20 protein-coding genes are annotated in these 26,496 nt (G+C 75.0%); 11 read left to right on the top strand and 9 right to left on the bottom strand.

The genetic code is table 11. The annotated features are described in order from the left end of the window. Nucleotides 1–13 precede the first annotated feature (13 nt). From ACZ3ZD_RS34270 to yczE, 3 genes are read right to left on the bottom strand one after another with little or no spacing between them, the layout of a single operon-like run. Nucleotides 14–1,363, bottom strand: coding sequence for an MFS transporter (locus ACZ3ZD_RS34270; protein ID WP_467406358.1), 1,350 nt, complete (start codon nucleotides 1,361–1,363; stop codon nucleotides 14–16). 60 nt (nucleotides 1,364–1,423) lie between these two features. Continuing rightward, nucleotides 1,424–2,200 (bottom strand): glycerophosphodiester phosphodiesterase, encoded by a 777-nt coding sequence (locus ACZ3ZD_RS34265; RefSeq protein ID WP_467406355.1) that lies wholly within the window; start codon nucleotides 2,198–2,200, stop codon nucleotides 1,424–1,426. After that, a complete protein-coding gene (gene yczE, locus ACZ3ZD_RS34260; RefSeq protein WP_467406541.1) occupies nucleotides 2,197–2,820 on the bottom strand; it encodes a membrane protein YczE in 624 nt (207 codons plus the stop codon). Before yczE ends, ACZ3ZD_RS34265 begins: the two co-directional genes overlap by 4 nt. Before the next feature lie 254 nt (nucleotides 2,821–3,074). Here yczE and ACZ3ZD_RS34255 point away from each other — a divergent pair, with 254 nt between their 5' ends. After that, nucleotides 3,075–4,583, top strand: a complete 1,509-nt coding sequence (locus ACZ3ZD_RS34255) for an SCO1417 family PLP biosynthesis transcription factor (protein WP_467406353.1) — start codon at nucleotides 3,075–3,077, stop codon at nucleotides 4,581–4,583. A gap of 84 nt (nucleotides 4,584–4,667) precedes the next feature. On the opposite strand, the gene ACZ3ZD_RS34250 is transcribed toward ACZ3ZD_RS34255, so the two are convergent. Together ACZ3ZD_RS34250 and ACZ3ZD_RS34245 are read right to left on the bottom strand one after the other, a co-directional pair. Continuing rightward, nucleotides 4,668–6,314, bottom strand: a complete 1,647-nt coding sequence (locus tag ACZ3ZD_RS34250) for a hypothetical protein (protein ID WP_467406349.1) — start codon at nucleotides 6,312–6,314, stop codon at nucleotides 4,668–4,670. Between the two features lie 40 nt (nucleotides 6,315–6,354). Then, nucleotides 6,355–6,549: a hypothetical protein gene (locus tag ACZ3ZD_RS34245; RefSeq protein WP_030620070.1), complete on the bottom strand. Its 195-nt coding sequence runs from the start codon at nucleotides 6,547–6,549 to the stop codon at nucleotides 6,355–6,357. Nucleotides 6,550–6,832: 283 nt separating this feature from the next. On the opposite strand from ACZ3ZD_RS34245, the gene ACZ3ZD_RS34240 reads away from it, so the two are divergent. From ACZ3ZD_RS34240 to ACZ3ZD_RS34225, 4 genes are all read left to right on the top strand, one after another. Then, a complete protein-coding gene (locus ACZ3ZD_RS34240; protein WP_467406344.1) occupies nucleotides 6,833–7,225 on the top strand; it encodes an ankyrin repeat domain-containing protein in 393 nt (130 codons plus the stop codon). A 300-nt stretch (nucleotides 7,226–7,525) separates the two neighbouring features. Beyond that, the gene (locus ACZ3ZD_RS34235) at nucleotides 7,526–8,944 is read left to right on the top strand and encodes a HEAT repeat domain-containing protein (RefSeq protein ID WP_467406342.1); all 1,419 of its coding nucleotides are present in this window, start codon (nucleotides 7,526–7,528) and stop codon (nucleotides 8,942–8,944) included. Nucleotides 8,945–9,244: 300 nt separating this feature from the next. Beyond that, nucleotides 9,245–10,372 carry a glycosyltransferase family 4 protein gene (locus ACZ3ZD_RS34230; protein ID WP_467406338.1) on the top strand — a complete coding sequence of 376 codons (1,128 nt, stop codon included), beginning with the start codon at nucleotides 9,245–9,247 and terminating at the stop codon, nucleotides 10,370–10,372. Further along, complete coding sequence (locus ACZ3ZD_RS34225; RefSeq protein WP_467406336.1) at nucleotides 10,369–11,544, top strand: glycosyltransferase; 1,176 nt, start codon at nucleotides 10,369–10,371, stop codon at nucleotides 11,542–11,544. The genes ACZ3ZD_RS34230 and ACZ3ZD_RS34225 overlap by 4 nt, the downstream gene beginning before the upstream one ends. Nucleotides 11,545–11,825: 281 nt before the next feature. On the opposite strand, the gene ACZ3ZD_RS34220 is transcribed toward ACZ3ZD_RS34225, so the two are convergent. From ACZ3ZD_RS34220 to ACZ3ZD_RS34210, 3 genes are read right to left on the bottom strand one after another with little or no spacing between them, the layout of a single operon-like run. Beyond that, nucleotides 11,826–12,695, bottom strand: coding sequence for a 5-oxoprolinase subunit C family protein (locus tag ACZ3ZD_RS34220; RefSeq protein WP_467406333.1), 870 nt, complete (start codon nucleotides 12,693–12,695; stop codon nucleotides 11,826–11,828). A gap of 28 nt (nucleotides 12,696–12,723) precedes the next feature. Next, nucleotides 12,724–13,341: a 5-oxoprolinase subunit B family protein gene (locus ACZ3ZD_RS34215; RefSeq protein WP_467406331.1), complete on the bottom strand. Its 618-nt coding sequence runs from the start codon at nucleotides 13,339–13,341 to the stop codon at nucleotides 12,724–12,726. Further along, on the bottom strand, nucleotides 13,338–14,105 hold the full coding sequence (locus tag ACZ3ZD_RS34210) for a LamB/YcsF family protein (RefSeq protein WP_467406538.1): 768 nt from the start codon (nucleotides 14,103–14,105) through the stop codon (nucleotides 13,338–13,340). The genes ACZ3ZD_RS34215 and ACZ3ZD_RS34210 overlap by 4 nt, the downstream gene beginning before the upstream one ends. 120 nt (nucleotides 14,106–14,225) lie before the next feature. On the opposite strand from ACZ3ZD_RS34210, the gene ACZ3ZD_RS34205 reads away from it, so the two are divergent. The 4 genes from ACZ3ZD_RS34205 (at nucleotide 14,226) to ACZ3ZD_RS34190 (ending at nucleotide 22,144) form a co-directional block, all read left to right on the top strand. Then, on the top strand, nucleotides 14,226–14,933 hold the full coding sequence (locus ACZ3ZD_RS34205; protein WP_467406328.1) for a GntR family transcriptional regulator: 708 nt from the start codon (nucleotides 14,226–14,228) through the stop codon (nucleotides 14,931–14,933). Nucleotides 14,934–15,002: 69 nt separating this feature from the next. Further along, nucleotides 15,003–16,532, top strand: coding sequence for a hypothetical protein (locus ACZ3ZD_RS34200; protein WP_467406326.1), 1,530 nt, complete (start codon nucleotides 15,003–15,005; stop codon nucleotides 16,530–16,532). A 31-nt stretch (nucleotides 16,533–16,563) separates the two neighbouring features. Further along, nucleotides 16,564–17,442 carry a hypothetical protein gene (locus ACZ3ZD_RS34195; RefSeq protein ID WP_467406323.1) on the top strand — a complete coding sequence of 293 codons (879 nt, stop codon included), beginning with the start codon at nucleotides 16,564–16,566 and terminating at the stop codon, nucleotides 17,440–17,442. 70 nt (nucleotides 17,443–17,512) lie between these two features. Next, nucleotides 17,513–22,144, top strand: a complete 4,632-nt coding sequence (locus ACZ3ZD_RS34190; RefSeq protein WP_467406319.1) for a hypothetical protein — start codon at nucleotides 17,513–17,515, stop codon at nucleotides 22,142–22,144. A gap of 117 nt (nucleotides 22,145–22,261) precedes the next feature. On the opposite strand, the gene ACZ3ZD_RS34185 is transcribed toward ACZ3ZD_RS34190, so the two are convergent. Beyond that, on the bottom strand, nucleotides 22,262–22,795 hold the full coding sequence (locus ACZ3ZD_RS34185; protein ID WP_467406318.1) for a hypothetical protein: 534 nt from the start codon (nucleotides 22,793–22,795) through the stop codon (nucleotides 22,262–22,264). 419 nt (nucleotides 22,796–23,214) lie between these two features. On the opposite strand from ACZ3ZD_RS34185, the gene ACZ3ZD_RS34180 reads away from it, so the two are divergent. Together ACZ3ZD_RS34180 and ACZ3ZD_RS34175 are read left to right on the top strand one after the other, a co-directional pair. After that, nucleotides 23,215–26,058: a sensor histidine kinase gene (locus ACZ3ZD_RS34180; protein WP_467406313.1), complete on the top strand. Its 2,844-nt coding sequence runs from the start codon at nucleotides 23,215–23,217 to the stop codon at nucleotides 26,056–26,058. Then, nucleotides 26,055–26,489, top strand: a complete 435-nt coding sequence (locus ACZ3ZD_RS34175) for a roadblock/LC7 domain-containing protein (protein ID WP_467406310.1) — start codon at nucleotides 26,055–26,057, stop codon at nucleotides 26,487–26,489. The genes ACZ3ZD_RS34180 and ACZ3ZD_RS34175 overlap by 4 nt, the downstream gene beginning before the upstream one ends. Nucleotides 26,490–26,496: the final 7 nt, after the last annotated feature.

The raw sequence follows: 26,496 nt of genomic DNA, 5'->3' as shown, positions 1-26,496 counted from the left end.
TGCTAAATCGGCGCTAGATCCTTTCCGGAACCGGGTTCCCCGCTTCGCCGATCGCACGCCGCACCGGGACCCGGGCGAGCAGGACGAAACCGACGACGAAGAAGGCCACCAGCGAGAAGATGGCCGACCGGTAGCTCCCGGTCAGCTGGTAGGTCACGCCGAACAGCAGCGGGCCGAGCCAGCTCATCCCGCGGTCGCTCATCTCGTACGCGGAGAAGTACTCCGCCTCCTTGCCCGGGGGCACGAGGTGGGAGAACAGCGACCGGGACAGCGCCTGACTCCCGCCGAGGACCAGGCCGATCCCGGCGGCCAGCAGGAAGAACCACACCGGCGCCCGCGCGGGCAGGAACCAGCCCGCCGCCAGCGTGAGCGTCCACGCCACCAGCGAGCCGAGGATCGTGCGCCGCGCGCCGTACACCCGGGCCAGCCGGCCCATCGCCAGCGCGCCCGCCACGGCCAGCACCTGCACCAGCAGCACGGCCACGATCAGCGTCGACTGGCCGAGCCGCAGCTCCCGCGAGCCGTACACCGAGGCCTGGGTGATCACCGTCTGGATGCCGTCGTTGTAGACGAGGTAGGCCAGCAGGAACGCCAGGGTCAGCGGATGCCGGCGCATGTCCCGGACCGTCGCCGCGAGCTGCCGTAGCCCCGGTGCCGTCGCGTGCGCGTGTGCCACGCGCGCGTGCCGGTCGCGCAGCCTGCGCAGCGGTACGAGCGTGAAGGCGCCCCACCACAGCCCGGCCGAGGCCAGACAGACGCGGACCGCGGCCGTCTCGGACAGGCCGAAGGAGTCGTGCGCCGAGTAGAGCACCAGGTCGGCGACGAGGACCAGGGAGCCCGCCGCGTAGCCGAAGGCCCAGCCCCGGGAGGAGACCGCGTCCCGCTGGTCCGGCGGCGCGATCTGCGGCAGGTAGGAGTTGTAGAGCATCATCCCGACGGACTGCGCCGCGTTGGCCACCACCAGCAGCACTCCACCGAGCAGATACCGGTCGCCGTCCAGGAAGAACATCCCCGTGGTCGCCGCCGCGCCGGTGTAGGCCGCCGCCGCGAGCAGCGGCTTCCTGCGGCCGGTGCGGTCGGCCGCGCTGCCCGCCAGCGGCATCAGGACCACGGCCACGATCACCGAGAGGGAGACCGAGTAGGCGAAGAAGGAGCCCGCGCTGACCGGGACGCCCAGCGGGTGCACACAGCCGTCGCCGTCCGCGGCCCGCTCGGCGACCGAGGTGAGGTAGGGGCCCAGGAACACCGTCAGGACGCTGGTCGAGTAGACCGAGCACGCCCAGTCGTAGACGTACCAGCCGCGTTGCTCGCGCCGGAGGCCGGCGGCCTCGTCCTGTGCCGTGCGCACGGTGTCGGTGCTCACCCGTGCCCTCGCTTCCCCGTGCTCCCGCGAGGGCCCGGACCGGTGCGGCCGGGCGGTCGGTCAGGCCCAGACGCCGCGGTCCCGCATGACCTCGCGCAACATGTCGATGTGATCGGTCATGATGCCATCCACCCCCAGGTCGAGGAGCCGGTGCATCCGCTCCGGTTCGTTGACGGTCCACACGTGCACCTGCAGCCCGCGCGCGTGGGCGGCGCGGACGAAACGCTGGTCGACCACGGGGACGCCCGACTGGGCCTCGGGGACCTGCGCGGCCACGGCCGACCGGCGCACCGCGGCCGGCAGCCCCCAGGAGCGCAGCCGCAGGCTCAGCACCCCGCGGGTGCCGAACGAGGTGGCCAGCCGGGGCCCGGCCAGCCGCTGGGCGCGCAGCACGCGCGCCTCGGAGAAGGAGCCCGCGCAGACCCGGTCCCAGGCGTTCGTGCGCTCGATCAGCTCCAGCAGGGGCCGCAGGGCGGACTCCGCCTTGATGTCGACGTTCCAGCGCACCTCGGGGAACGTCTCCAGCAACTCCTCGAACAGCGGCACCGGTTCACGGCCGCCCACGCGCGCGTGCCGTATCCGCGCCCAGGGCAGGTCGGCGATCCGGCCCGCGCCGTCGGTGACCCGGTCCAGGGTCGAGTCGTGGAAGGCGACCAGTCGGCCGTCCGCCGTGGCGTGCACGTCGGTCTCGATGTACCGGTAGCCCAGCTCCACCGCGCGCCGGAACTGCGCCACGGTGTTCTCCAGGCCGTCGGCCGCCCCGCCCCGGTGGGCGAAGGGGATCGGCCCCGGGTGGTCGAGGTACGGGTGGCGGATGGGCGGCGTCGCGAGGGTCACGGACGAAGTATCGCTCGCCCGGGTGTCGTCCCGGCGACGACCGTGCTGCCCGACGGTGCCGACGCAGGGGCGAACAGCCGCAGGAACGCCTGTGCCAGCGGGCCGATGGACACCGCGTAGAGCACGGTGCCCACCCCGATGGTGCCGCCGAGCAGGAAACCGGTGACCACCACCGCCACCTCGACGACCGTCCGCATCAGCCGGATCGACCGGCCGGTGCGCCGGTGCAGGCCCGTCATCAGCCCGTCGCGCGGCCCCGGCCCGAAGCGCGCCGCGATGTACAGGCCGGTCGCCGCGCCGTTCAGGACGATGCCCGCGAGGAGCAGCGGGACGCGTACGGCGAGGGAGCGGGCGTCCGGGAGCAGGGCGAGGGTGCCGTCCAGCGCGAGGCCGACCACGAAGACGTTGGAGACCGTGCCGAGTCCGGGCCGCTGGCGCAGCGGGATCCACAGGAGCAGCACCGCCGCGCCCACGATGATCGACACCAGCCCGATGCTCAGGCCGGTCAGCTCAGCGAGCCCCTGGTGCAGCACGTTCCAGGGCTCCAGGCCGAGGTCCGCCGCGACCAGCAGCGCGGAACTGGCGCCGTAGAGCGCGAGTCCGCAGTACAGCTGCACCAGCCGCCGGGCGAGATGGCGGCCGGGTGCGGTGGGGCCCGGTGCGGGGGTGCCGGGTGCGGACCGGTCGGTGGGGGGTGTGCCGGCAGTGGGCGTGCCAGTGGTGGGCGTGTCAGTAGTGGGCGTGTCAGCGATGGGTGTGTCGGCAGTGGACACGGAAGTCCCCCTGGGTGGTGGCGGTGGCCTGATGCATGACACTCTGTGGCTTGGGATGGATCGCCATCCATGGCCAATCCGGGGAAGGTGGACTGATCTTCATGGCGCAGTGGACCTCGGCCGTGGGGGCCGCGCAGCTCGCCCGGCTCCTCAACTCCCAGCAGGACCGCCCGGCCGGCCCCGGCACCCGCCGCCCGCCCGCGTACCGCGCCCTGGCCGACGGCGTCCGGCTGCTGGTGCTGGAGGGCCGCGTCCCGGTGGCCGCGCGGCTCCCGGCGGAACGCGAGCTGGCCCTGGCCCTCTCCGTCAGCCGCACCACCGTCGCCGCGGCCTACGAGGCGCTGCGCGGCGAGGGCTTCCTGGAGTCCCGGCGCGGAGCCGGCAGCTGGACCGCGGTACCGGCCGGCAACCCGATCCCGGCCCGCGGCCTGGAGCCCCTGCCCCCGGAGGCCCTCGGCTCGGTGATCGACCTGGGCTGCGCCTCGCTCCCGGCGCCCGAGCCGTGGCTCACCCGGGCCGTGCGGGGCGCCCTGGAGGAACTGCCGCCGTACGCCCACACCCACGGCGACTATCCGGCCGGTCTTCCCGCCCTGCGCGCGATGATCGCCGAGCGCTACACGGCGCGCGGGATCCCCACCATGCCGGAGCAGATCATGGTGACGACCGGCGCGATGGGCGCCATCGACGCGATCTGCCATCTCTTCGGGGGCCGCGGCGAGCGGATCGCCGTGGAGTCGCCGTCGTACGCCAACATCCTCCAGCTGATGCGCGAGGCGGGTGCCCGGCTGGTCCCCGTCGCCATGGCCGAGGGCCTGTCCGGCTGGGACGTGGACCGCTGGCGCCAGGTCCTGCGCGAGGCCGCGCCGCGCATCGCCTATGTGGTCGCCGACTTCCACAACCCCACCGGAGCGCTCGCCGACGAGGACCAGCGGCGCCGGCTGGTGGACGCGGCCCGCTCGGCCGGCGCGGTGCTCATCGCCGACGAGACGATGTCCGAGCTGTGGCTCGACGAGGAGTTCCGGGACGGCGGCATGCCCCGGCCGGTGTGCGGGTTCGACCCGGCCGGCTCCACGGTGATCACGGTCGGCTCGGCCAGCAAGGCGTTCTGGGCCGGGATGCGCATCGGCTGGGTGCGGGCGGCGCCGGACGTCATCCGCAGCCTGGTCGCCGCGCGGGCGTACGCCGACATGGGCACGCCGGTGCTGGAGCAGCTGGCCGTGAACTGGCTCTTCAGCACCGGCGGCTGGGCACAGGCGGTCGAGCTGCGCCGCGCCCAGGCCCGGGAGAACCGGGACGCGCTGGTGGCGGCGGTACGCCGGGAACTGCCCGACTGGGAGTTCGAGGTGCCGCGCGGCGGGCTGACCCTCTGGGTGCGCGCCGGCGGTCTCTCCGGCTCCCGGCTCGCGGAGGCGGGCGAGCGGACCGGCGTCCGCGTGCCGTCCGGGCCCCGCTTCGGCGTCGACGGCGCCTTCGAGGGGTACGTCCGGCTTCCGTTCACCGTCGGGGGAGCGGTGGCCGAGGAGGCGGCGGTACGGCTCGCCGCCGCGGCCCGCCTGGTGGAGTCCGGGGCGTCGGGCGGCACGGAGGCGCCGCGCACGTTCGTGGCGTAGAGCGATGACCAGAGCGGTCTGGGGGCGTGACCGGCCGCTGCCACCGCCGGCCCACAGGCGCTCGGCCGCGGCCCGGGGCGCCTGTCAGCCCTCGGCCGGTACGGGCTCCGCGGTCACCGGTGCGCCCTGTGCCGCCGGCTTGCCGAGATCCGCCGGCTTCGTGAGGTCGGCCGACGCGGTGAGGTCCGCCGGCTCCGCCTCCACGGCGGCGGTCCGCGGTGGCAGCAGCTCCAGCACCGCCTGCCGGTCGGCATCGCTCGTGGCGTCGTCGTAGGGGTCGGGCGTACGCGGCACCTGGAGCCGGTGCACCGGGCCGGACCCCAGCCGGGCGTACCCGCGCCCGGGCGGCACCTGCGTCATCGGCGTGGTGAGCGGCGGCATCCCGAGCGCCGCCGCCACCTCCTCCGGCGCGGCAGGCCCGAGTACGACACGCGCGCGCGTGTGCTGCCGTACCGCGTCGGTCAGCACCTCCGCGCTGTCGAACTGCTCGGCCACGACCACGGTCACGTTCGCCGCGCGCCCGTGCCGCAGGGGCACGGCGAGCAGCGCCTGCGGGTCCTTGCGGCCGTCCGCCGCGGCCAGGTGCGCGAAGACGCTCGGCCGGTCCAGCACGAGCCACAGCGGCCGCCGGGTGTCCGCGGGCGGCGGGTCGCCCGCCTGCCGCGCCAGGTTGATCGCGATGAGCCGCCGCTCGGTCTCCCGCGCGGCCCACTCCAGGCTGGCCAGCGCCCCGGGCAGCGCGCACTCCACGGCCAGCACCCCGGCCCGCCCGGTCAGGCAGGCGTACTCGCCGGTGCCGCCGCCGTCGACGATCAGCACATCGCCGTACTGCAGGGTCTGCAGGGCGATGGACCGCAGCAGGGTGGACGTACCGCTGCCGGGGTGGCCGAGGGCCAGCAGGTGCGGCTCGGTGGAGCGGACGCCGGTGCGCCAGACGACCGGCGGGATGTCGATCTGCTCCTCGCCGTAGGAGAGGGGGAGCGTGCGCGGGACCTCGCTGGGGTCGGTGAAGCCAAGGACGGTCTCGCCGGGCGCGGTGACGAAGCGCTGGGCGGGGACGTCGGCGGGCAGCGGGGCGAGGGCGGTCACGGTGAGCTGGTTGCCCGCCTCGTCCCACCCGAAGTGGTACTCCCGGCTGCGCCCGGCCTTCGCGGTGAGCAGCTGCTCGATCCGCGCGCGGGCCTCCGGCTCGCCGTCCGGGAAGTAGGCGGGGTAGCGGATCACGAGGTGGGCGACGCGCCCGGCGTCGTCGAACTCGTGCACGGCGAAGGCCTTCTCCCACTCGCCGCCGTGCGCGTACAGCGGCGCGGGGTCGTCGGCGCCGCAGAAGTAAGGCACCAGGGCCTCGTACAGCGCCTGGAGCCGCTGGGTCTGTGACTCGTCGGGCCCGTCGGGTGCCGGCGGGGTGCGGTCCCTGCCGTGCCAGGCCGCCGCCGCCATCAGGGCGATGACGGCGAGCAGCGGCCCGTACGGCATCAGGGCCACGAGCAGGACCAGGGAAGCCACGAAGAACAGCAGCGGCCCGCGCTTGTCCCTGGGGGTGTCCGTCCACCTGCGCCCGCCGGCCGAGGCCAGCAGGCGCAGTCCGCGCGTGACGGTGATCAGCGGGTGGAGGACGTCGGTGGCGCTGTCGGCCGCCGTCCGGGCCAGTTCCCTGCTCCGGGCGATCTGCGTCCGGGCGATCTGGGCGCTGTCCTTGCTCAGAATGCGGGGGAGAGGGCGCCGGGCCACTGCTGACTCCTGTGGGTGGGTGCGGGCGGGACTGGCGGGGTCAGAACTTGATGCCGCCCAGGAGGCTGGCCAGGCTCTCTCCTCCGGCTTTGATGCTCGGGGCGATGCCCGTGGTCGACAGGTAGAAGCCGAACAGGGCCGACACCGTGGCGTGCGAGCCCTTCAGTCCGTCCTTGCGGAAGAACAGGAAGACGACGATGCCGAGCAGCAGCACGCCTGAGAGGGAGAGGATCATTTGGGGCCTCCTGGTGTCGAAGGTGGGGGACAGTCACCATGAGTTCTTCCAGGATCACAGGATGTATCCATACGATTAAAGGTGCAACTGGATGAAAATCGGTTGATTTCCTCCACTCGGAGGGTCCGTTCGGCACCCCGTTGACCAGGTCGGTCGCCCGGGGCGGGAGCTGCTGCTGATCTTTACCTCGGGCACATCGGGTCATGTGCCGCGGAAGCCAGTACGCTGGCGATTCACTCGTACGAAGCAGTCCCCGCAGCAGCAAGGAGAGGTGGTCCGGCCGATGAGCGAAGCCCTCGACCCCGAGGTCGTGGAGCTGGCGACCAAGATCTTCGATCTGGCCCGGCAGGGGCAGACCGAGGCGCTCGTGGCGTACGTCGACGCGGGTGTTCCGGCCAACCTCACCAACGACCGCGGCGACTCCCTCGTGATGCTCGCCGCATACCACGGCCACGCCGACGCGGTGCGTGCGCTGCTCGCCCGCGGCGCGGCGGCGGACCAGATCAACGACCGGGGCCAGACCCCGCTCGCGGGCGCCGTCTTCAAGGGCGAGACGGACGTGATCAAGGCCCTCCTGGAGGGCGGAGCGGACCCTTCCGCCGGGACGCCGTCGGCCGTCGACACGGCCCGGATGTTCGCCAAGACGGAGCTGCTGCAACTGTTCGGCGTCCACTGACGTCGACGCACTGACCAGGTACGACACGGAAAACGGGGGAGGCGGTACAGGGCCGCCGGAAATACGGTCGCGGCAGCACACACCGCGGGTCATCATGACGACGTGAATCACGGACGCGATGACTGGGCGGGTGTTGCCGCACCGCGCGGGCCGTGATGCGGTCCGCATGGGCCACCGACGAGAGGCAGAGAGAGATGGTCTACAGCAAGCAAGAGACGGCGGGCGCTCCGACGTTGTGTCACGCGGCCAGGTAATGCGTGTTTTCCGGTTGCGTCGACGCTTGATGTGAGGCTGTTTCCCATGTTCGATCCGGTCATAGCGCCCAGCGGTACGCTGCTCGGGCTGCTCCAGCGCGGCCGTGGCGACGGCACGCTGCACGCGCTCACGGCCCCGCGCCGCGAAGCGCTCGCGGCACTGAACCACTGTGTCCTGCGCGACCCCCGCCACGACTGGCAGCTGGAGAACCGCTCCCTCTACTACGCCCGGCTCTTCCTCGACCTGAACGGCGAGCTGGACGCCGTGGAGGCGCACCTCTTCCACGCCGAGGACGTGCTCGACACCGACGAGTCCCGCACCGGCCTGGCCCTGGCCGTCCTCGGCCACCTCGCCTCCTACGGCCGGCGGGACGCCCTGGAGCTGCTGCGCAGGTACGCCGCACACGGCTCCAACTGGGCCTGGGCCCTGGACGAGCTGGCCCTCAGGGACGACGACGCGGGCCTGCGCGCCCTCGCCGTCCCCGTCCTGGCCCGCTTCGGCACCGACCCCGAGGGTGAGGCCGAGCTGGCCACCGCCGTACGCGACGCCTTCGAGCCACGGCCCTGGCGGCTGTGGGCCGAGGACCCGCGCACATCGATCGCCACGCGCGTGCGTGCCGCCCAGGAGGCCGGCTGCTTCGACCGCTGGCAGCGGCAGATGCGGCCCACCGGACCCCGCCCGGGATGGAGTGTGCGCGCCGTCTTCGAATGGGCCCAGCAGGGCATGGACCGCGGCGCCGCCCTCCATGTGCCCGCCGCCCGCTGCCTGGTCGCCGTCGCCGGCCCCGAGGACCGGCCCGAGATCGTCGAGGCCGCCCGCACCGGCACCGACGCGGCACGCTGCACCGCACTGCGCTTCCTCGCCGACGGACACGACCCGGAAGCCCTCGACCTGATCGAGGCGGCGGTCACGGACGGTACGGCGCTCGTCGTGGAGGCCGCCGTCGACGCCTACGAACGGATGCGCAGCGTCGCCGCCGTCGACCGTGCGCGCCGCTGGGCCCAGCGCCCCGACGCGCTCGGCGCCGCCGCCGGCCGCATGCTCGCCGCCCGCGGCGCCACCCCGGACCGCGACCTCGTCCTCGGCGCCCTCCGCGAGGCCGTGCGCGGCGAGGGCCCGGACACGCCCGCCCTGGGGACACTGGTCGACGGCGCCGGACGCCTCGGCATCGCCTGCGCGGCCCCCGTCCTGCGCCACGTCTACCGCGAGACGGCCTCCTCGCACCTACGAGGCCGCGCCGCCCGCGCGCTGGCCGCCACCGACCCCTCCTTCGCCACCGGCTTCGCCGTCGAATGCCTGTGGGACTGCGAGGAGACCACCCGCGAACTCGCCGCCCGGCACGCCGAGACCGGTGACGCCCGGGTCGTGGAGCGCCTGCGCCGCCTGGCCGCCGATCCGGCCGAGGAGGCCGAGGTACAGACCGCGGTGCGCAGCCGCTTCGGACCCGACGCCACCCTCGGCTGACCCCCCCCGGCACCGCTCGGCCCCGGCGGACGACCGCCCGCCGGGTGAACACCGGGTGACCGGCGGGTCAGGCGGCCATGACGGCCGGCTGACCCGCTCGGTGCGCGGTGCCCGACCCACGCGGGTGCCCAGTGCCCGACCAGCCGGGTGCCCGGGGCCGCCCCACTCGGGTGCCGGGTGCCGCCCACCCGGGAGCCGGGGGCCGACCCGCTCGGGTGCGCATCCAACGCTCATGGGACGTTCCCCGTGCCGAAAGATCGAAGTCGACGCGGGCACGTCCGGCACGGCGACAACACCCGTATGCGTGTCGTCATCGTGACCGAATCCTTTCCCCCCGATGTGAACGGCGTGGCCCACTGCGCGCTCCAGACCGCCCGGCACCTTGTGGATCGCGGTCACCACCCGCTTGTCGTCGCCCCCGCCCCCGCGCCCGGCAGCGGCCCGGACACGGACGCCCCGTGCCCGGTCGTCCGGGTCCCCTCGCTCCCGCTCCCCGGCTACCCCCAGGTCCGCGTCGCCCTGCCCAGCCGCCGCCTCGCCGCCGCCCTCGTCGCGCACCGCCCCGACGTGGTCCACCTGGCCGGCCCGTTCGTCCTCGGCGTGCGCGGCATGGCGGCCGCCGCCCGGCTCGGGCTCCCCGCCGTCGCCGTCTACCAGACCGACCTCGCCGGGTACGCCCGCACCTACACGGGTGCCGGGGAGGCCGCGGCCTGGCGGCGGATCCGCTCTGTGCATGCCGCCGCCGACCGCACCCTGGCCCCGTCCAGCGCCGCACAGTCCGACCTGGAGCAGCACGGCGTACCGCGGGTCCGGCTGTGGCGGCGTGGCGTGGACGCCGTACGTTTTCGGCCACAGCGGCGTGACGAGGCGCTGCGCCGCGCCCTCGCCCCGGACGGCGAACTGATCGTCGGGTACGTCGGCCGGCTCGCCCCCGAGAAGCGCGTCGACCTTCTCTCCGGGGTGTGCGGGCTGCCCGGCGTGCGGGTCGTGGTCGTCGGCGACGGACCCAGCCAGGCACACCTGACCGAGGCCCTGCCCGGCGCCGCCTTCCTGGGCCGCCGCACCGGCGACGAGCTGGCCCGGATCTTCGCCTCCCTCGACCTGTTCGTGCACACCGGCCCCTTCGAGACGTTCTGCCAGACCGTCCAGGAGGCCATGGCCAGCGGTGTCCCGATGGTCGCGCCGGCCGCCGGCGGCCCCCTCGACCTCGTCGACCACGGCTGCACCGGCCTGCTCGTCCCACCGGGCGACGCCACCGCCGTGCGGGACGCCGTCGGCGCCCTGGCCGCCGATCCGGTGCGGCGGGCCGCGTACGGCGCGACGGCCCGCGCGACCGTCGAGGGCCGCACCTGGGCCGCCGTCGGCGACCAGTTGCTCGCCCACTACGACGACGTCCTCGCGGCCCGCAGAACGGCGGTGCCGGCATGACCGGGCGGCCCCTGCGCATCGTCCGGCTCGCCAACTTCGTCGCCCCCGCCTCCGGCGGTCTGCGCACCGCCCTGCGGGAACTCGGCAAGGGCTTCCGGGCCGCGGGCCACGAACCGGTCCTGATCGTGCCCGGCGCCCAGTACACCGACCGCGACACCGAACAGGGCCGGGTCATCACCCTGCCCGGCCCGCTGCTGCCCGGCACCGGCGGCTACCGCGTCCTCACCGACAAGCGGCGCGTGGCCGCCCTCCTCGCGGAGCTGGCCCCGGACCGCCTGGAGGTCTCCGACCGGACCACCCTGCGCTGGACCGGCCGCTGGGCCCGCCGCGCGCGCGTGCCCGCGGTGATGGTCTCCCACGAGACCACCGACGGTGTCCTGCGCACCTGGGGCCTGCCCGAGCACCTCTCCCGGCGCGCCGCCGACTCCCTCAACACCCGCACCGCGCACAGCTACGCGCGTGTGGTGTGCACCACCGAGTTCGCCGAGCGCGAGTTCGTGCGCATCGGCGCGCGCAACGTCGTACGGGCCCCGCTGGGCGTCGACCTGACGGGGTGCCACCCCGGGCTGCGCGACCCCGGGCTGCGGGCCCGCTACACGCGCGGGGACCAGGCACTGCTCGTGATGGCCTCCCGGCTGTCCGTGGAGAAGCGCCCCGGAACGGCCCTGGACGCCCTCGACGCGCTGCTGCGGCGCGGGCGGCGGGCGGTGCTGGTGGTGGCCGGGGACGGGCCGCTGCGGGCCCGGCTGGAGCAGCGCGCGAGGGATCGCGGGCTCCCGGTGACCTTCCTCGGGCACGTCGGCGACCGGGCCGCCCTGGGCGCGCTCCAGGCGACCGCCGACGTGTGCCTCGCGCCCGGCCCGGCCGAGACCTTCGGACTGGCCGCGCTGGAGGCCATGGCCTGCGGCACGCCGGTGGTGGCGAGCGCGGCGTCCGCGCTGCCCGAGGTCATCGGGTCCGCCGGGGCCACCGCCGCCGGCGGCCCGGAGGCGTTCGCGGACGCCGTCGAACTCCTCCTGGAACGCGGCGAGAACACGCGGCGCGAAGCGGCACGCGCGCGTGCGGAGTGCTTCGGCTGGGCAACGGCCGTGGAGGCTTTCCTGGCGGCCCACGACACGGAGGTGCTGCGCCGGCCCGGCATCATGCCCGCCGTCCCGAAGAGCGCGGCGTGACGGGAGCGGTGGCGGTACGGCGGTCTCGGCGGGGGTGCCGTGTCCGGGCTCGGGGTGGTGGCGGGCGGAGGGAGGCCACTGTGGCTCGGGGTGGTGGCGTGCCGGTGGTGGCGGTACGGCGGTGCCGGTGCGGGTGCCGTGTCCGGGCTCGGGGTGGTGGCGGGCGGAGGGAGGCCACTGTGGCTCGGGGACGTGGCGTGCCGGTGGTGGCGGTACGGCGGTCCCGGTGCGGGTGTCGTGTCCGGGCTCGGGGTGGTCCGCGTGCGTGGGGGCCGCCGGGGTCAGCGGCGCCGTACCGGTACGAAGCGGATCGGGGTGCCCGGGGGCGCCTGCGCGGCGGCCGGCAGGTCGGCGGCGTGGACCACCGCGATCACCGGGTAGCCGCCGGTGGTCGGATGGTCCGCGAGGAAGATCACCGGGCGCCCGTCCGGCGGCACCTGCACCGCGCCCAGGACCATGCCCTCGCTGGGCAGTTCACCGGCCCGAGCCCGCTCCAGCGCCGGCCCCTCGGTGCGCAGGCCGATGCGGTTCGCCGCCGCGGACACCCGGTACGCGCGCGTGGCCAGGTCCCGCGCCGCCCGCGCCGTGAACCAGTCGTCGCGCGGGCCCCACGTCACCCGGAGGACCAACTCGGCCGGCGGACCCGGCTGCGGCACGCCGTCCACGCGCGCGGGAGGGCCGGCCGGGGCGCCCAGCGGCAGCACCGTGCCGTCCGCCGGCGGGGGCGGACCCAGTCCGGACAGCAGGTCGGTGGCGCGGCTGCCGAGGACCGGCTCCACGGCGATCCCGCCACCGACCGCGAGGTAACTGCGGACACCGGCCGTGGCCGCGCCCACCTCCAGCAGGTCGCCAGCCGGCACGACGACCGGCGCACCCCACGCGGCCGGGCGGCCGCCCACCGTCACGGGGCACGGCGCGCCCGCGACCGCCGCGGTCACCGCTGAACGCGGGCGCACCGCGCAGCCGTCGAGGGTGGTCTCCAGGACGGCGGCGTCCGGCGGATTGCCGACGAGCCGGTTCGCCAGCGCCGCGGCGGGCGGGTCGAGCGCGCCGGAACGGGGCACGCCGAGATGCGCGTACCCCGGCCGCCCGGTGTCCTGCACGGTGGTCAGCGCCCCGGCGCGCACCACGACCAACGCACGCCCGGTCATGCCTCCTCCACCGGTACGACAGGACCGGTCACGTGTCCTCCACGGGTACGAACCGCACGCGTGTCCCCGGGGTCAGCAGCGCGGCCGGTACGCGCGCGTGGTCCCACAGCACCGCCTCCGTCGTGCCGATCAGCTGCCAGCCGCCCGGTGAGGAACGCGGGTACACGCCCGTGTACGGCCCGGCCAGCGCCACGGCACCGGCCGGGACAGCCGTGCGCGGGGTCGCGCGGCGCGGGACGTGGTACCGGTCCGCAAGCCCGGTGAGGTAGCCGAAGCCGGGGGCGAAACCGCAGAACGCCACGGTGAACTCGGTGCCGGCGTGCAGGCGGGCCGCCTCCCGCGCGGTCACCCCCCAGCGCTCGGCGACCGCCGCCAGGTCCGGGCCGTCGTAGCGCACGGGCAGTTCGATCAGCTCGCGCGCGCGTGCCGGCACCGCCGGTATCCGCGCGGTGCTCAGTTCCACCGCCCAGCGGGCCGGGTCGGCCAGCCCGTCGAGCAGGACCGTACGGGCCGCCGGGACGATCTCCCGGACGCGCAGCGTGCCCTCCGCGCGGCGCCGCAGCAACTCCGTGTGCAGGGCCTGCGCCTCCTCATCGGAGCCCACCTCGACCAGCAGCGCGTCGGCGCCCACGGCGAGCGCCCTCACGCGAACGTCTCCAGCCGCACCCCCGAGGCCAGCAGCCGCTCGCGCACCCGCCGGGCCAGGCCGACCGCGCCCGGCGTGTCGCCGTGCAGGCACAGCGAGCGGGCGCGCACCTGGATTCGTGCGCCGGAGTGCGTGGTCACCGCGCCGGAGCGGGCGAGGCCCACCGAGCGCTCCACGACGGCGTCCGGGTCGGTCACCACGGCGCCGGGCCGGCCGCGCGGCACCAGCGTGCCCTCGTCGGTGTACGCGCGGTCCGCGAAGGCCTCCGCGACCGCCGGCAGCCCCGCCTCGGCGGCCACGGCCAGCAGCCGTGAGCCGGGCAGCCCCAGCACCGGCAGCGAGGCGTCCGCCAGCCGCACCCCGTCGACCACCGCCCGGGCCTGCTCCTCGTCGTGCACGACCCGGTTGTAGAGCGCGCCGTGCGGCTTGACGTACGCCACGCGCGATCCCGCCGCCCGCGCGAACACCTCCAGGGCGCCGATCTGGTAGGCCACCTCGGCCGCCAGCTCGGCGGGCGGCACGTCCATCGCGCGCCGCCCGAAACCGGCCAGATCCCGGTAGGAGACCTGCGCCCCGATCGTCACCCCGCGCTCGACCGCCTGCGCGCACACCCGGCGCATGGTCGCCGCGTCCCCGGCGTGGAAGCCGCAGGCCACGTTGGCGCTGGTGACGACGGACAGCAGTTGTTCGTCCTCGGTCAGCCGCCAGCGGCCGAAGCCCTCGCCGAGGTCGGCGTTCAGATCGATCGCGGTGTTCACGGTCATGGTGTCGCCGTGCCTCCGGTCCTCGCGCGGGTGAGCCGTGCGGAGCACGGTAGAGGATCGTTCAACGATCCTTCAATACCCACGTTGTCTCGTCCCGGTGGCTGCGATTGAATTCCGGGCATGGCAGAGCAGCTGACGGGACTGGCCGGCGACCGTGTCCTCCTGGGCCGTACCAGCACCGCGGAGCGGGTGGCGGACATCCTCAGAAGTCGCATCTCCGAGGGCTACTTCCCTCCCGGCACCCGCCTGTCGGAGGACGGCATCGGCGGCGCGCTCGGCGTCTCCCGCAACACCCTGCGCGAGGCGTTCCGGCTGCTCACCCACGAGCGCCTGCTGATCCACGAACTCAACCGCGGAGTGTTCGTTCGCGTCCTGACCGTCGAGGACGTGGAGGACATCTACCGCACCCGCAGCCTGGTCGAGTGCGCCGTCGTACGCGGGCTGGGCGCACCGCCGTACCGGCTCGGCGGCCTGGTCGCGGCGGTCGAGGACGGGCGGACGGCGGCCGCCGACGACGACTGGAAAGAGGTGGCTACGGCCAATATCCACTTCCACCGGGAGCTGGTCGCCCTCGCCGGCAGCGAACGCACCGACGAGCTGATGCGCGGCGTCTTCGCCGAACTCCGCCTCGCCTTCCACGTCGTGGACGACCCGCGCCGTCTGCACGAGCCGTACCTCGCCCGTAACGGCCGGATCCTGCACGCCCTGCAGGCCGGGGACCGGCGCGGCGCGGAACGGCTGCTGGAGACCTACCTCGCGGACTCGCTGGAGCGGGTGGTCGAGGTGTACCGGCGCAGGGTCGGCGAGGACGCGGCGGGCGCCTCCTGAGCCTCGGGACGGGCGGCGCCTTACGAGCCGTTTGGGCCGATGTCAGACCCAGGACCTAGTCTGTGCACCGTGACTTCGCCTGCATCGACGGACCGTGTTCCGCCCCAGCTCAGCGCGGGGCCGCGCCCGGCTCCGGGCCCGGCCGCCGACGAGGGGCTGGCGCGTCGGCTGCGCGCCCTCGCCTGCACCGCGCCGCTGCACGACCTGGACGCGCGCAAGGCCAACCTGGCCGGCGAGTACTCGGTGTACGGGATGGCCGAGGTGGCCCTGGCCGCCATCGACCTGGTCACGCTGAACATGGACTTCGACACCGGCGCCGACCACGAGCAGATCGTGGCCCGGCTGATCCTGCGTATCGCCGCCCAGGCCCCGCACCGGCCCACCGCCGAGCACGAGCGCGTGGCTCGCTGGGTCCTGGAGAACCTGATCAACGTCGGCAGCGTGGACCGCGGCTTCCGCGCGGTGTACGGCACCTTCGCGGCGGACGGCACGTACGTCCGGCGCGACTACGACTTCAAGCTGATCGAGGAGGTCCCCGGCCCCGGCGGCACGGTGTACCTGCGGACCACCGACGAGGCGGTCAACGTCCTGGTCGGCGCCCTCGACACCGACGTCACCAGCGCCCAGATCGCCGCCGAGGTCAAGCTGGAGGTGCTGATCAACCGCGGCCGGCTCGCCGACGCCCAGCTCGCCGCCGAGCAGGCCCGCTACCGCACGGTGCAGTACTCCGAGACGCTCCGCCGCGCCCTGGAGGCCACCCGGCGTAACGTCCGCGCGGTCGACTGGCTCAACGCCGTCCCCGACATGATCACCGAGGCCCTGGACCACGTCGCCGAGCGGTACCGCCACGAGAACGCCATCCTCACCAACATCCGCAAGGCCCGCGACGAGACCGAGGAGCCCGAGCACAAGCGGCGCGCCGCCGAACTGGTCGACATCGTCAAGGACTGCATCCGGCGCCACACCCAGCTCCAGTCCCGCCTGCTGGAGGCGGGCCCGCTGTTCCGCGCCGAACAGGACCGGCAGGCCTTCGCCACACCGGCCACCACGTCCGGGACGGACCTCTACGGCCACCTCCTCGCCCCTCTCCTGCCGCTGCCACTGGAGCAGGCGATCCGGGTCACGGACGCCTTCTTCGCGCGCGGCACCGGACTGCGCACACCGGTGTCCGTCCGGGTCGGGGACCTCGTCGACATACTGCTGACCCCGCCCGTCGAGCGGGAGCACCTGGGCGCCGAGATGCCCGAACCCGACCTGATCGCCACGCCGGACGACAGCCGGTTCAGCGAGGAGCAGCTGGCGGTCGCGACGGAGCTGCTGGACCTCCCGGCGGACGCCCCGCGCAGACTGTCCGGGCTGCTCGCCGAGGCGCGGCGGACCGGCGACCCGGACCTGGCGTACCTGGTGGCGCTGCTGGCCGTCCACGCGGCCAGCCCGGCCGTCGGCACCGCCTACCGGCAGGGCGAGGAGAAGCTGCTGTTCGCGGTGGACGACGGCACCGAACTGGACGACCCCGAGTTCGGCGGGGCGGACCTGATCGTGGGAACCGCCCTGCTGGACGCGGCCGGCATGGCCGCGGACCGGACGGAAGCAGCATGAGCGCGACCCCGCACGACAAGGAGCCCCACCCGTGACCGAGCACGTCGACCGGAGTGAATCCGAGCCCGCCGCCGCACCCGCGGGTTCCGCCGTCACCCCCGCCGACGCCGCCGACGCGGCGCGGCTCGTCGCCTTCGGACTGCAGCCCAAGCTGGCGCCCGCGCGCGACCAGGAGTACGCCGACCTGCTGCGCCGCCACCGCGAGGACCCGGCGTTCGCCCGGCTCGCGGACGCCGTCGCCGCCGGCCTCGGGCTCGTCGTGCTGGAGGTGTCCCCGCGCGCGGGCATGGCCGTGACCGCCGCCGAGGACTCCGTCTTCGCCGTCCGCATGGGGGACTACGCGCGTCGCACCGCCGCCGACTCCGCCGACCGCTTCCTGCACGGACTCGCCCATCTCGCGGTCGCCGCGCTGGCGTTCCCGCGCCCCGAGGACCTCGCCGACGACTCCTACATCGGCCGGGTCACCGTCAACGGCGTCGACGCCTTCGTACGGCAGGCCTGCCGCCGCCTGGAGGAGCGCGCCGAGGAACAGGGCGAGAACACCGACCCGGCGACCGACGCGCCCGGCCTGGAGGCCGCCTGGCGGATCTGGGCCAGACGCAGCGCCACCGGCGCCACCAAGGACGCCCGCCGGCCGGCCGCCTCCACCACCGGCATCGTGGCGAAGGCCCTGGCCTTCCTCACCGACTCCGGCTTCCTCCAGCGCACCGGCGACGACAGCGGCGGCACGTACCGCACCACCGCCCGCTACCAGCTCCAGGTCCGCGACATGGCCGGCGCCGCCGCGATGGCCGAGCTGCTGGAGCTGGGCGTCGTCCCGGTCACCGACGGCACGGCCACCCTGCTGCCCGCCGAGGACACCGAGGACCTGGACCTGGTCGCCGACGCCGGACTGCCCTTCCACGCCTGACACCCGGAGCCCCGTAGCTCCAGGAACCCCCGAACCACCGCACCTTTCACCAGACTTACGAGAGTCCGCCATGTACGAGCTGTCCCGGGTCCGCCTCTACTCCATCGGTCCCGCCGGTGCGCGCTACGCCGACACCGTGCTGGACCTGCGGGGCGTCGGCGAGCCCGTGCCCGACCCGGCGCCCACGCAGGCGGAGTTCTTCGAGGAGGAGCCGTCCGGCCCGCCGCGCCGGCCCGCGCCCGCCGGCGTGCTCTTCCTGGAGAACGGCGGCGGCAAGTCCGTCCTGCTCAAGCTGATCTTCTCGGTGATGCTGCCGGGCCACCGCAACACCCTCGGCGGCGCCAGCTCCGGCGTGCTGCGCAAGTTCCTGCTCGCCGACGACTGCGGCCACGTGGCCCTGGAGTGGCAGCACGTGCTGACCGGCGAGTGCGTGGTCGTCGGCAAGGTCAGCGAGTGGCGCGGGCGGCAGGTCTCCAACGACCCGCGCAAGTTCGCCGAGGCCTGGTACTCGTTCCGGCCCGGCCCGGGCCTCAGCCTGGACAGCCTTCCCGTGGCCGAGTCCACCGCCGTACGGCCGCCCGCCGAGGGCACCTCCGGCGCGCACGGCCGCCGCCGCACCATGAAGGGCTTCCGGGACGCCCTCATGGAGGCCGGCAAGGCCTACCCGCACCTGGAGGCGCACTGGGAGGAGACCCACGAGCGCTGGACCGAGCACCTCGGCGACCTCGGCCTCGACCCCGAACTCTTCCGCTACCAGCGCGAGATGAACGCCGACGAGGGCGAGGCGGCCGGCCTCTTCGCGGTCAAGAAGGACTCCGACTTCACCGACCTGCTGCTGCGCGCGGTCACCGACACCCGCGACACCGACGGCCTCGCCGACCTCGTCAGCGGCTTCGGCAGCAAGCTCGGCCGGCGCGCCGAGCTGATCGCCGAACGGGACTTCACCGCCGGCTCCGTCGACCTGCTCGGCCGCATCGTGGAGGCCGCCGAGGCGCGGGCACGCGCGCGTGACGTCCACGTGGGCGCCGAGCGCCGCACCCGCACCCTGGCCCGGCGGCTGTCCGCGCGGGCCGTGCGGGAGCGGATCCGGGCCGCCGACCTCACCCAGCGGGTGACGGCCGCCGCGTACGCCGTCACACACTCCGAGGGCGCCCGCGAGCGCAGCTCCCTCGTCGCCGCCGAACTCGCCTACCGGCACGCCTCGCTGGCGCTGGCCGCCGCCGAGAAGTCCGCCGCCGCGCAGAAACGCGAGCTGGCCGACGCCCGCACCCTGCACTCCGCCTGGCAGGCCGCCGAGACCGTGCTGCGCCACCGCGCCGCCGCCGACCGCGTCGCGCGCGTGTCCGCCGCCATCCAGGAGGCCGAACGGGACGCGGCGCCCGCGCTCGCCGCCCGGGCCAAGGCCGCCGTGGACCTCGTACGCGCCCTGCACGCCGCCGCCGAGAACGCCGAAGCCCTCGCCAACGAGGAGGAGGAGCGCTCCGCCGCCCTCCAGGAGGTCAGCGACCACGCCTACCGCGACTCCACCGCCGCCGCCACCGAGGCGCAGCGGGCCCGCAGCGAGACCGGGCACCTGCGCCAGCGGCTCGCCGAGGTCGAGCAGGAGACCGCCGAGGCCGTCCGCGCCGGCTGGCTGGACGACAGCGCCCCGGACGCCGACCCCGCGCGGGCCGCGCTCGCCGCCAGCGACGCCGAGAAGAGCGCCGTCGCCGCCTGGGACGCGGCCCGCGAGGCCGCCCGCAGGGCCACCGAGCACGCGCGCGAGGCCGCCTCCGCCGAGTCCCGCGCGGAGCTGACCGCGGCCCGCGCGGCGGACGCGGCGACCGCCGCCGAGCGCGCTCACCAAGCCGAGCGGCGCCTCGCGGAGGCGCTTGCCGCCGAGGAGCGGCTCGCGGAACTGCTGAGCCTGCCGGGCGCGCCCGGCACGGCCCGGGTACCCGCGCCCCGCACCGAGGAGCCCGACAGCACCCGCGCACCGGCCGCGAACACGGCCCAGGGCGTCCTCACCCCCGAGGAACTCGACGGCTTCGCCGACGAGTTGCGCGAGCTCCTCGACGAGGCCGTGTCGACCGCCGAACGGCACCTGTTCGACCTGCGGACGGCCGCCGCCGACGACGCCCGCATCCTCGGCGCCCTCGGCGACGGCGGACTGCTGCCGCCCGGCCCCGACGTGCTGGCCACCGTCGAGTTCCTCGGCGAGCACGGCATCCCGGCCCTGCCCGGCTGGCGCTACCTCGCGCAGGCCGTCGACCCCGCCGACCACGCGCGCGTGCTCGCCGCCCGCCCCGAACTGGTCGACGGTGTGATCATCACCGACCCGGACACGCACGCCCGGGCCCGCGAGGCCCTCGGCGACGCCGCCCTGCTGCCCCGCTCCGCCGTCGCCGTCGGCACCGCCGCCGCGCTGCTCGCCCCGCCCCCCGCCGTCGGCAGCGCCGCCGGTGACGTGTTCCTCGTGCCGCCGAACCCGGCCATGCACGACGAACACGCCGCCGACGAGGAACGCCAGGCGCTGCGCACGCGGGCCACCGAGCGTGACGAGGAGATCCGCGCCCTCGCCGCCCGCCTCGGCAAGGACCGCGAACTCGCCGCGCGCCTCGCCTCCTGGCGCACCGGCTGCCCCGCCGGACGCCTCACCGAGCTGGCCCGGGCCGCCGAGGAGGCCCGCGCCTTCGCCCAGGAGGCCGAGGCGGAACTCGCCGAAGCCCGCACCGCGCGCGTGGAGACCGAGGAGGCCGCCGCCGAAGCCACCCAGCTCCGCGACGAACGGCAGGAGGCCGCGCAGAAGGCCCGGCGCGCCGCCGACGCCCTCGCCGGCCTCGCCTTCCGGCTCCGCGAGCGCGCCGGCTGGCAGGTCAGACTCCGCGAACTCGCCGACGAGGCCGCCGAGTCGGAGGCCCGCGCCCAGTCCTGCCTGGAACGCGCCCGCGCCGCCGACGAGGACCGCCGCGCCGCCCAGCGGGCCGCCGACGACGCCCGCCGCACCGCGCGCGCCCTGCGTGCCGAGCGCTCCGAGATCGCCGGAGCCCCCGACGACGTACCCGACGAGGACGACGGCACCCCGAAGGCGTCCCTGCCCGCCCTCCGCGAGGCCTACCGGGCCGCCTCACAGCTGTACGAGAAGGTCGGCGTCGGCGCCGACCTGCGCGCCGAGCAGGCCCGCGCGGAGAGCGACGAGAGCGCCGCCCGCGCCGAACTGGACCGGCTCAGCAACAAGGTCCGCACCCGCGCCGAGCAGCTGCTCCAGTCACCCGACGGCTCCGACGGGCCGTCCCGGCAGGCCGCCGCCGCGCGCGCGGAGGAGCTGGTGCAGCTCCTGGAGACCCGCATGTCGACCGCGAGCGAGCAACTCGGCCGGCTGCGCGGCGAGGCGGAACGACACGCGCCCGAGGACGGCGAGACGCACACCGGGCTGCCCGAGGAACTCGCTCCGCGCGACGCCGAACACGCCCAGGCGCTGCTGCGCACCGCCACGGCCGAACTCGCCGCCCGCACCGAGGCGCTGGCCGAGGCCCGCGAGGCGCACGCCGAACTGCTGGACGCCCACCGCGCCGCCGAGGACGCGGCCGGCGGCTTCGACGAGATCGCCGCGATGCTCCGCGACCTGCTGCGCGAACACACCGCCGAGGAGGAGCCGGAGGAACCGGAGCCGTACCCCGGCACCCTGGAGGAGGCCCGGCACTCCGCCGCCGAGGCCCGCCGCTCGCTGCGCGGCTGCGCCGCCGACCTGTCCGCCGCCGAGGCGGCCGTGCGCGAGACCAGCGACGTCCTGGTCCGGCACGCCAACTCCACACGCTACGAGCAGGTACGCACCCCGGCCCGGCAGCAGATCCGCGAACTTCCCGCCTCCGCGCTGCCCGAGCACGCCCAGAAGTGGGCGGACGCGTTCGCGCCCCGACTGCGGGTCCTCACGGACGAGCTGGCCCAGCTGGAGCGCAACCGCGACTCGATCGTGGACCGGCTGCGCGGACTCGTGGAGTCGGCCCTGGCGACGCTCCGCTCCGCCCAGCGGCTCTCCCGGCTGCCGGAGGGACTCGGCGAGTGGTCGGGGCAGGAGTTCCTGCGCATCCGCTTCGACGAGCCTGACCACGCCACCCTCACCGAACGGCTCGGCGAGGTCATCGACGAGGCCACACGCGCGGCCGTCAAGAAGAACTCCGACCTGCGCCGCGACGGCATGTCCCTGCTGCTGCGGGGCGTCGCGGCAGCCCTCCAGCCGAAGGGCGTGGCCGTCGAGATCCTCAAGCCCGACGCCGTCCTGCGCGCCGAACGCGTCCCCGCCGGGCAGATGGGCGACGTGTTCTCGGGCGGCCAGCTGCTCACCGCCGCCATCGCGTTGTACTGCACGATGGCCGCCCTGCGCTCGAACGACCGGGGCCGGGACAAGCACCGCCACGCCGGCACGCTGTTCCTGGACAACCCCATCGGCCGCGCCAACGCGACCTACCTGCTGGAGCTCCAGCGGGCCGTCTCCGACGCGCTGGGCGTCCAGCTGCTGTACACCACCGGCCTGTTCGACACCACCGCGCTCGCCGAGTTCCCCCTGGTCATCCGCCTGCGCAACGACGCCGACCTGCGGGCGGGCCTGAAGTACATCAGCGTGGAGGAACACCTCCGGCCCGGACTGCCCCAGCAGCCACAGGCCGGAGAGACGGTACGCAGCGAGATCACGGCGACGAGGATGTACAAGAAGCCGGCGTAGCCCTCGGTGCCGGTGGTGCGCGGCCAGGCGGGCCCGGCGAGCTGGGGTTCCTGCCGGCCGGCCCCCGGCGGTCCGCATCCCGCGCGCCGGCTCGTCAGGCGACAGCTGCCGCCGGTGTCAGGAGTGCGACAACTGCCCGGCGCCGCCCCGGCGGCGTATCCGCTCCTGCTCCCGCAGGCTCGCCCGTTCCTGGCGTCGGCGGGCCCGCCGCTCGCGCCGCAGGGCCCGGGCCGTGCTGCTCGGCTCGGAGACCACGCCGTACCGCTGGCGCCACACCTGGCGGGTCACCCACACGTCGACCACGGCCCAGGTGGCCGCCACCGTGCTCACCACGCTGCTGATCACCATGGGGAACGCCAGCCAGGACCCGGCCAGCGTGCACAGGAACGCGACCATCGCCTGAATCAGCGTCACCGCTATGACGAGGACCGCCCGCACCGCCGCCGTACGCACCGGGTCGGGCATCGGGTGCCGCCGCGCGGGCTCCTCCACCCACAACGGCTGGTAGCCCTGCCGCAGTTCGTCACCGACGGACACTCCGCCCCGCCCGGGCACCGGAATCCCGTGATCCGGCACCTTCCGGCCCCGTCCTGCCTGCGAGCGTTCCGCCACGCTCTCCTCGGGCGCCTTGCGCCGCTCCGCCGTGCCCATCACCGTGTCACTCCCCACCGCCGGCAGACCGATCGCCCCGGCATCCGAAGACCCCGACTCCCCAGTGGCTGCCCGGCTTGCGCTGCTTTACGCCGCCGGGGTGCGGGATACGGCACCTGTGGCCCGTTCCGCCCCCATGTCCCATAGAGAAGGACGCACGAGAACCCGCGAAGATTCCCAACCGGCGAATATTTCCAGCCAACCGGTGTCCGTGACGCCTCCGCCGGGCGGGGTGCCGGCGCCCGCAACGCGGTGGCAATCTCCCGCAATGCCCGGACAACTCGCCATGTCTCGCCGCCGGAGTGGAAGTTCACCCTCCGGACATGTCTTCGAGTTAACTGTGAGGCGGTAGTAGGCTCGCGCCGTTTGTAGACGTTCATGCACACCCCCGGCCGGCGGGGGTCGAGCTGGGGGAGGCCATGCGCTTTCGCGGGAAGTCGATCCGCCGGAAGATCGTGGCGCTGCTTCTCGTGCCGCTGGTGGCCCTGACCGCTGTCTGGGGCTTCACCACGGTGCTCACGGGCCGCGAGGTCGCCCGGCTGTTCCGCGTGACCGACGTCGTCCAGGACATCGGCTACCCCGCCGAGGATACCGTCCGCGTCCTGCAGCAGGAGCGCCGTCAGACCCTCGTCTACCTCGCCGACCCGCGGGCCTCCGAGGTCCTCTCGGCACTGCACCGCACCCGCGCCGCCACCGACCACGCGATCGCCACCTTCCGTGCGAACGCCAAGGACGATGACATCCGGTCAGGGATGGACGGGGGCGACGGTGACCACCTGACGGCCGTGCTGGACGCCCTGAACGGCCTCGGCTCGCTGCGCCGAGGCGTCGAGCAGGGCACCGTCACCCGCGCCCAGGCGTTCTCCCAGTACAACCGCCTCGTCGACCCCTGCTACATGCTCCTCGAGTCCCTCGACGGCATCGACGACCTGGAGGTCGACAAGCAGGCCCGCGCCCTGGTCAACATCGCCCGGGCCCGCGAACTCCTCTCCCGCGAGGACGCCCTGCTCGGCTCCTCCCTCGTCGTCGGCCGGCTCACCCGCGAGGAGACCCGCGAGATCTCCGACCTCGTCGCCCAGCGCACCCTGCTGTACGACATCAGCCTGCCGCTGCTGCCCACGGGGGAGCGCGAACGCTACGACCACTTCTGGAACAACGCCACCACCGCCCCCCTGCGGGCGGCCGAACGCTCCGTCACCGCCATGGAGTCCGGCACCCCCCGCGGTGTCACCGCCCAGAGCTGGGACTCGGCCGCGGGATCCGTCCTGAAGGAACTCGGCACCCTGGACGACCAGGTGGGCGACCGCTTCCAGGACCGTACGCGCCCCGTCGCCGTGGAGGTCATCGCCGAGGCGGCCGTCGCGGGCGTCCTCGGCCTGGTCGCGCTGCTGCTGTCCGTCGTGCTCTCCATCCGGGTCGGCCGCGCCCTCATCCGCGACCTGCGCCAGCTGCGCCTGGAGGCGCACGAGGCGTCCGGCGTCCGGCTGCCCAGCGTGATGCGCCGGCTGTCCGCGGGCGAACAGGTCGACGTCGAGACCGAGGTTCCGCGCCTGGAGTACGACAAGAACGAGATCGGCGAGGTCGGCCAGGCCCTCAACACCCTCCAGCGCGCCGCGGTCGAGGCCGCCGTCAAACAGGCCGAGCTGAGGGCCGGTGTCTCCGAGGTCTTCGTCAACCTCGCCCGCCGCAGCCAGGTGCTGCTGCACAAGCAGCTGACGCTGCTGGACAGCATGGAGCGCCGGACCGAGGACACCGACGAACTCGCCGACCTGTTCCGCCTGGACCACCTCACCACCCGCATGCGCCGGCACGCCGAGGGCCTGGTGATCCTCTCCGGTGCCGCGCCCTCCCGGCAGTGGCGCCGGCCCGTACAGCTGATGGACATCGTCCGTGCCGCCGTCGCCGAGGTCGAGGACTACGAGCGCATCGAGGTCCGGCGTCTGCCGCGGGTCGCCGTCACCGGGCCCGCCGTCGCCGACCTCACCCATCTCGTGGCCGAACTCCTGGAGAACGCCACCGTCTTCTCGCCGCCGCACACCGCCGTCCAGGTCTTCGGCGAACGTGTCGCCAACGGCTTCACCCTGGAGATCCACGACCGGGGTCTCGGCATGACGGCCGAAGCGCTCCTGGAGGCCAACCTGCGCCTCGCCGAGACCCCCGAGTTCGAACTGTCCGACACCGACCGGCTCGGCCTGTTCGTGGTCAGCCGCCTCGCCCAGCGCCAGAACGTCCGGGTCTCCCTCCAGCCGTCGCCGTACGGCGGCACCACCGCGGTCGTGTTCATCCCCGACGCGCTGCTGAGCGACGACGTCCCGGACACCAACGGCATCGGTTTCCGGCTCGACCGGGACCGCCCGGCGAAGGGCATCGAGGCCGCGGGCCGTGCCGGCGGGCGGTCCCCGGCCCCGCTGCAGCTGCCCGGCCTGCCGACCTCCCTGCTGGACGGCCCCGTCGAGCTGGAGGCGCCGGTCGACCTCGACGCGCTGGACGACTTCCCCGGCGCCCTCCCGGACGAGGACAGCGAGCGCGGCGGCCTGTTCCGCTCCCGCCGGCCCCGCCCGGAGAACGACGAGCAGGACGCCACCGGGCCGGCCGGGCGGCTGCCGCGCGCCGAGACCGGCGACCGCGGGCCCGTGCCCCTGCCACGGCGGCAGACCCCCAAGCTGGTCAGCTCGCACGGCAAGCCCGTCGGCGACCAGCGGCCCCGCCGCGTCGAACCGGACCCCGGGCCCGCCGCCGGGCCGCGCCGCTCCGACACGGACGGGCCGGCCCCGCTGCCCGCCCGCCGCCGCGGGAGCGCCTCCCGACGCCCCGCCGGCCTCACCGACCGGGCCGAGGACCGCGCCGCGACCCCGGCCGAGGGCGCCGACGCGACGCCAGAAGCCCCGGCGCTGCCCAGGCGCACACGCACCCGGCCCGGGGCGCCCGGCGCCGCCGGCCCGGCGGACACGGCACCACCCCGCGCCGCCGCCACCAAGCCCGCCGGTGGCACGGCCCCCGAGCCCGCCGGTGGCACGGCCCCCGAACCGGGTACCGGTCCGCTGCCCCGGCGGGTACGCCAGGCGAACCTGGCCCCCCAGCTCAAGCACGACACCAGCCGGCGCACCGAGCGCACGGCGGCGCCCGACGACCGCGATGCCGAGGAGGTCCGCAACCGGATGGCCTCGCTCCAGCGCGGCTGGCAGCGCGGCCGGGAGGAGAACGCCGAGGGCGACGGGGCCCGGAACGGCACGGAACAAGGAACAAAGGGGAACGGTCGATGACCGCACCGAAGGCGACCGGCCACACGGCGACGAACAACGGCGAGCTGAACTGGCTCCTGGACGACCTGGTCGACCGGGTCGCCAGCATCCGCAAGGCCGTCATCCTGTCCGGCGACGGACTGCCGACCGGGGTGTCCAAGGACCTGACCAGGGAGGACAGTGAGCATCTGGCCGCCGTGGCGTCCGGCTTCCACAGCCTCGCCAAGGGCGTCGGCCGGCATTTCGAGGCGGGCAGCGTCCGGCAGACGGTGGTCGAGCTGGACGACGCCTTCCTGTTCGTCACCGCCGCCGGGGACGGCAGCTGCCTCGCCGTCCTCTCGGACGCCGACTCCGACATCGGACAGGTCGCCTACGAGATGACGCTCCTGGTCAAGCGGGTCGGCGTGCATCTGGGCACCGCCCCGCGCACCGACCTGCCCGCAGGCGGGTAGTGGGATG

This window comes from Streptomyces sp. NPDC023481, from assembly GCF_055560195.1.
This window is presented reverse-complemented; position numbering and strand designations above follow the sequence as displayed.

Bases quoted from the DNA above. Each gene is read 5' to 3' on its own strand.
- ACZ3ZD_RS34255 (WP_467406353.1), top strand. From the start codon at position 3,075: ATGGCGCAGTGGACCTCGGCCGTGGGGGCCGCGCAGCTCGCCCGGCTC.
- ACZ3ZD_RS34245 (WP_030620070.1), bottom strand. From the start codon at position 6,549: ATGATCCTCTCCCTCTCAGGCGTGCTGCTGCTCGGCATCGTCGTCTTC.
- ACZ3ZD_RS34240 (WP_467406344.1), top strand. From the start codon at position 6,833: ATGAGCGAAGCCCTCGACCCCGAGGTCGTGGAGCTGGCGACCAAGATC.
- ACZ3ZD_RS34235 (WP_467406342.1), top strand. From the start codon at position 7,526: ATGTTCGATCCGGTCATAGCGCCCAGCGGTACGCTGCTCGGGCTGCTC.
- ACZ3ZD_RS34230 (WP_467406338.1), top strand. From the start codon at position 9,245: ATGCGTGTCGTCATCGTGACCGAATCCTTTCCCCCCGATGTGAACGGC.
- ACZ3ZD_RS34225 (WP_467406336.1), top strand. From the start codon at position 10,369: ATGACCGGGCGGCCCCTGCGCATCGTCCGGCTCGCCAACTTCGTCGCC.
- ACZ3ZD_RS34220 (WP_467406333.1), bottom strand. From the start codon at position 12,695: ATGACCGGGCGTGCGTTGGTCGTGGTGCGCGCCGGGGCGCTGACCACC.
- ACZ3ZD_RS34210 (WP_467406538.1), bottom strand. From the start codon at position 14,105: ATGACCGTGAACACCGCGATCGATCTGAACGCCGACCTCGGCGAGGGC.
- ACZ3ZD_RS34205 (WP_467406328.1), top strand. From the start codon at position 14,226: ATGGCAGAGCAGCTGACGGGACTGGCCGGCGACCGTGTCCTCCTGGGC.
- ACZ3ZD_RS34190 (WP_467406319.1), top strand. From the start codon at position 17,513: ATGTACGAGCTGTCCCGGGTCCGCCTCTACTCCATCGGTCCCGCCGGT.
- ACZ3ZD_RS34185 (WP_467406318.1), bottom strand. From the start codon at position 22,795: ATGGGCACGGCGGAGCGGCGCAAGGCGCCCGAGGAGAGCGTGGCGGAA.
- ACZ3ZD_RS34180 (WP_467406313.1), top strand. From the start codon at position 23,215: ATGCGCTTTCGCGGGAAGTCGATCCGCCGGAAGATCGTGGCGCTGCTT.
- ACZ3ZD_RS34175 (WP_467406310.1), top strand. From the start codon at position 26,055: ATGACCGCACCGAAGGCGACCGGCCACACGGCGACGAACAACGGCGAG.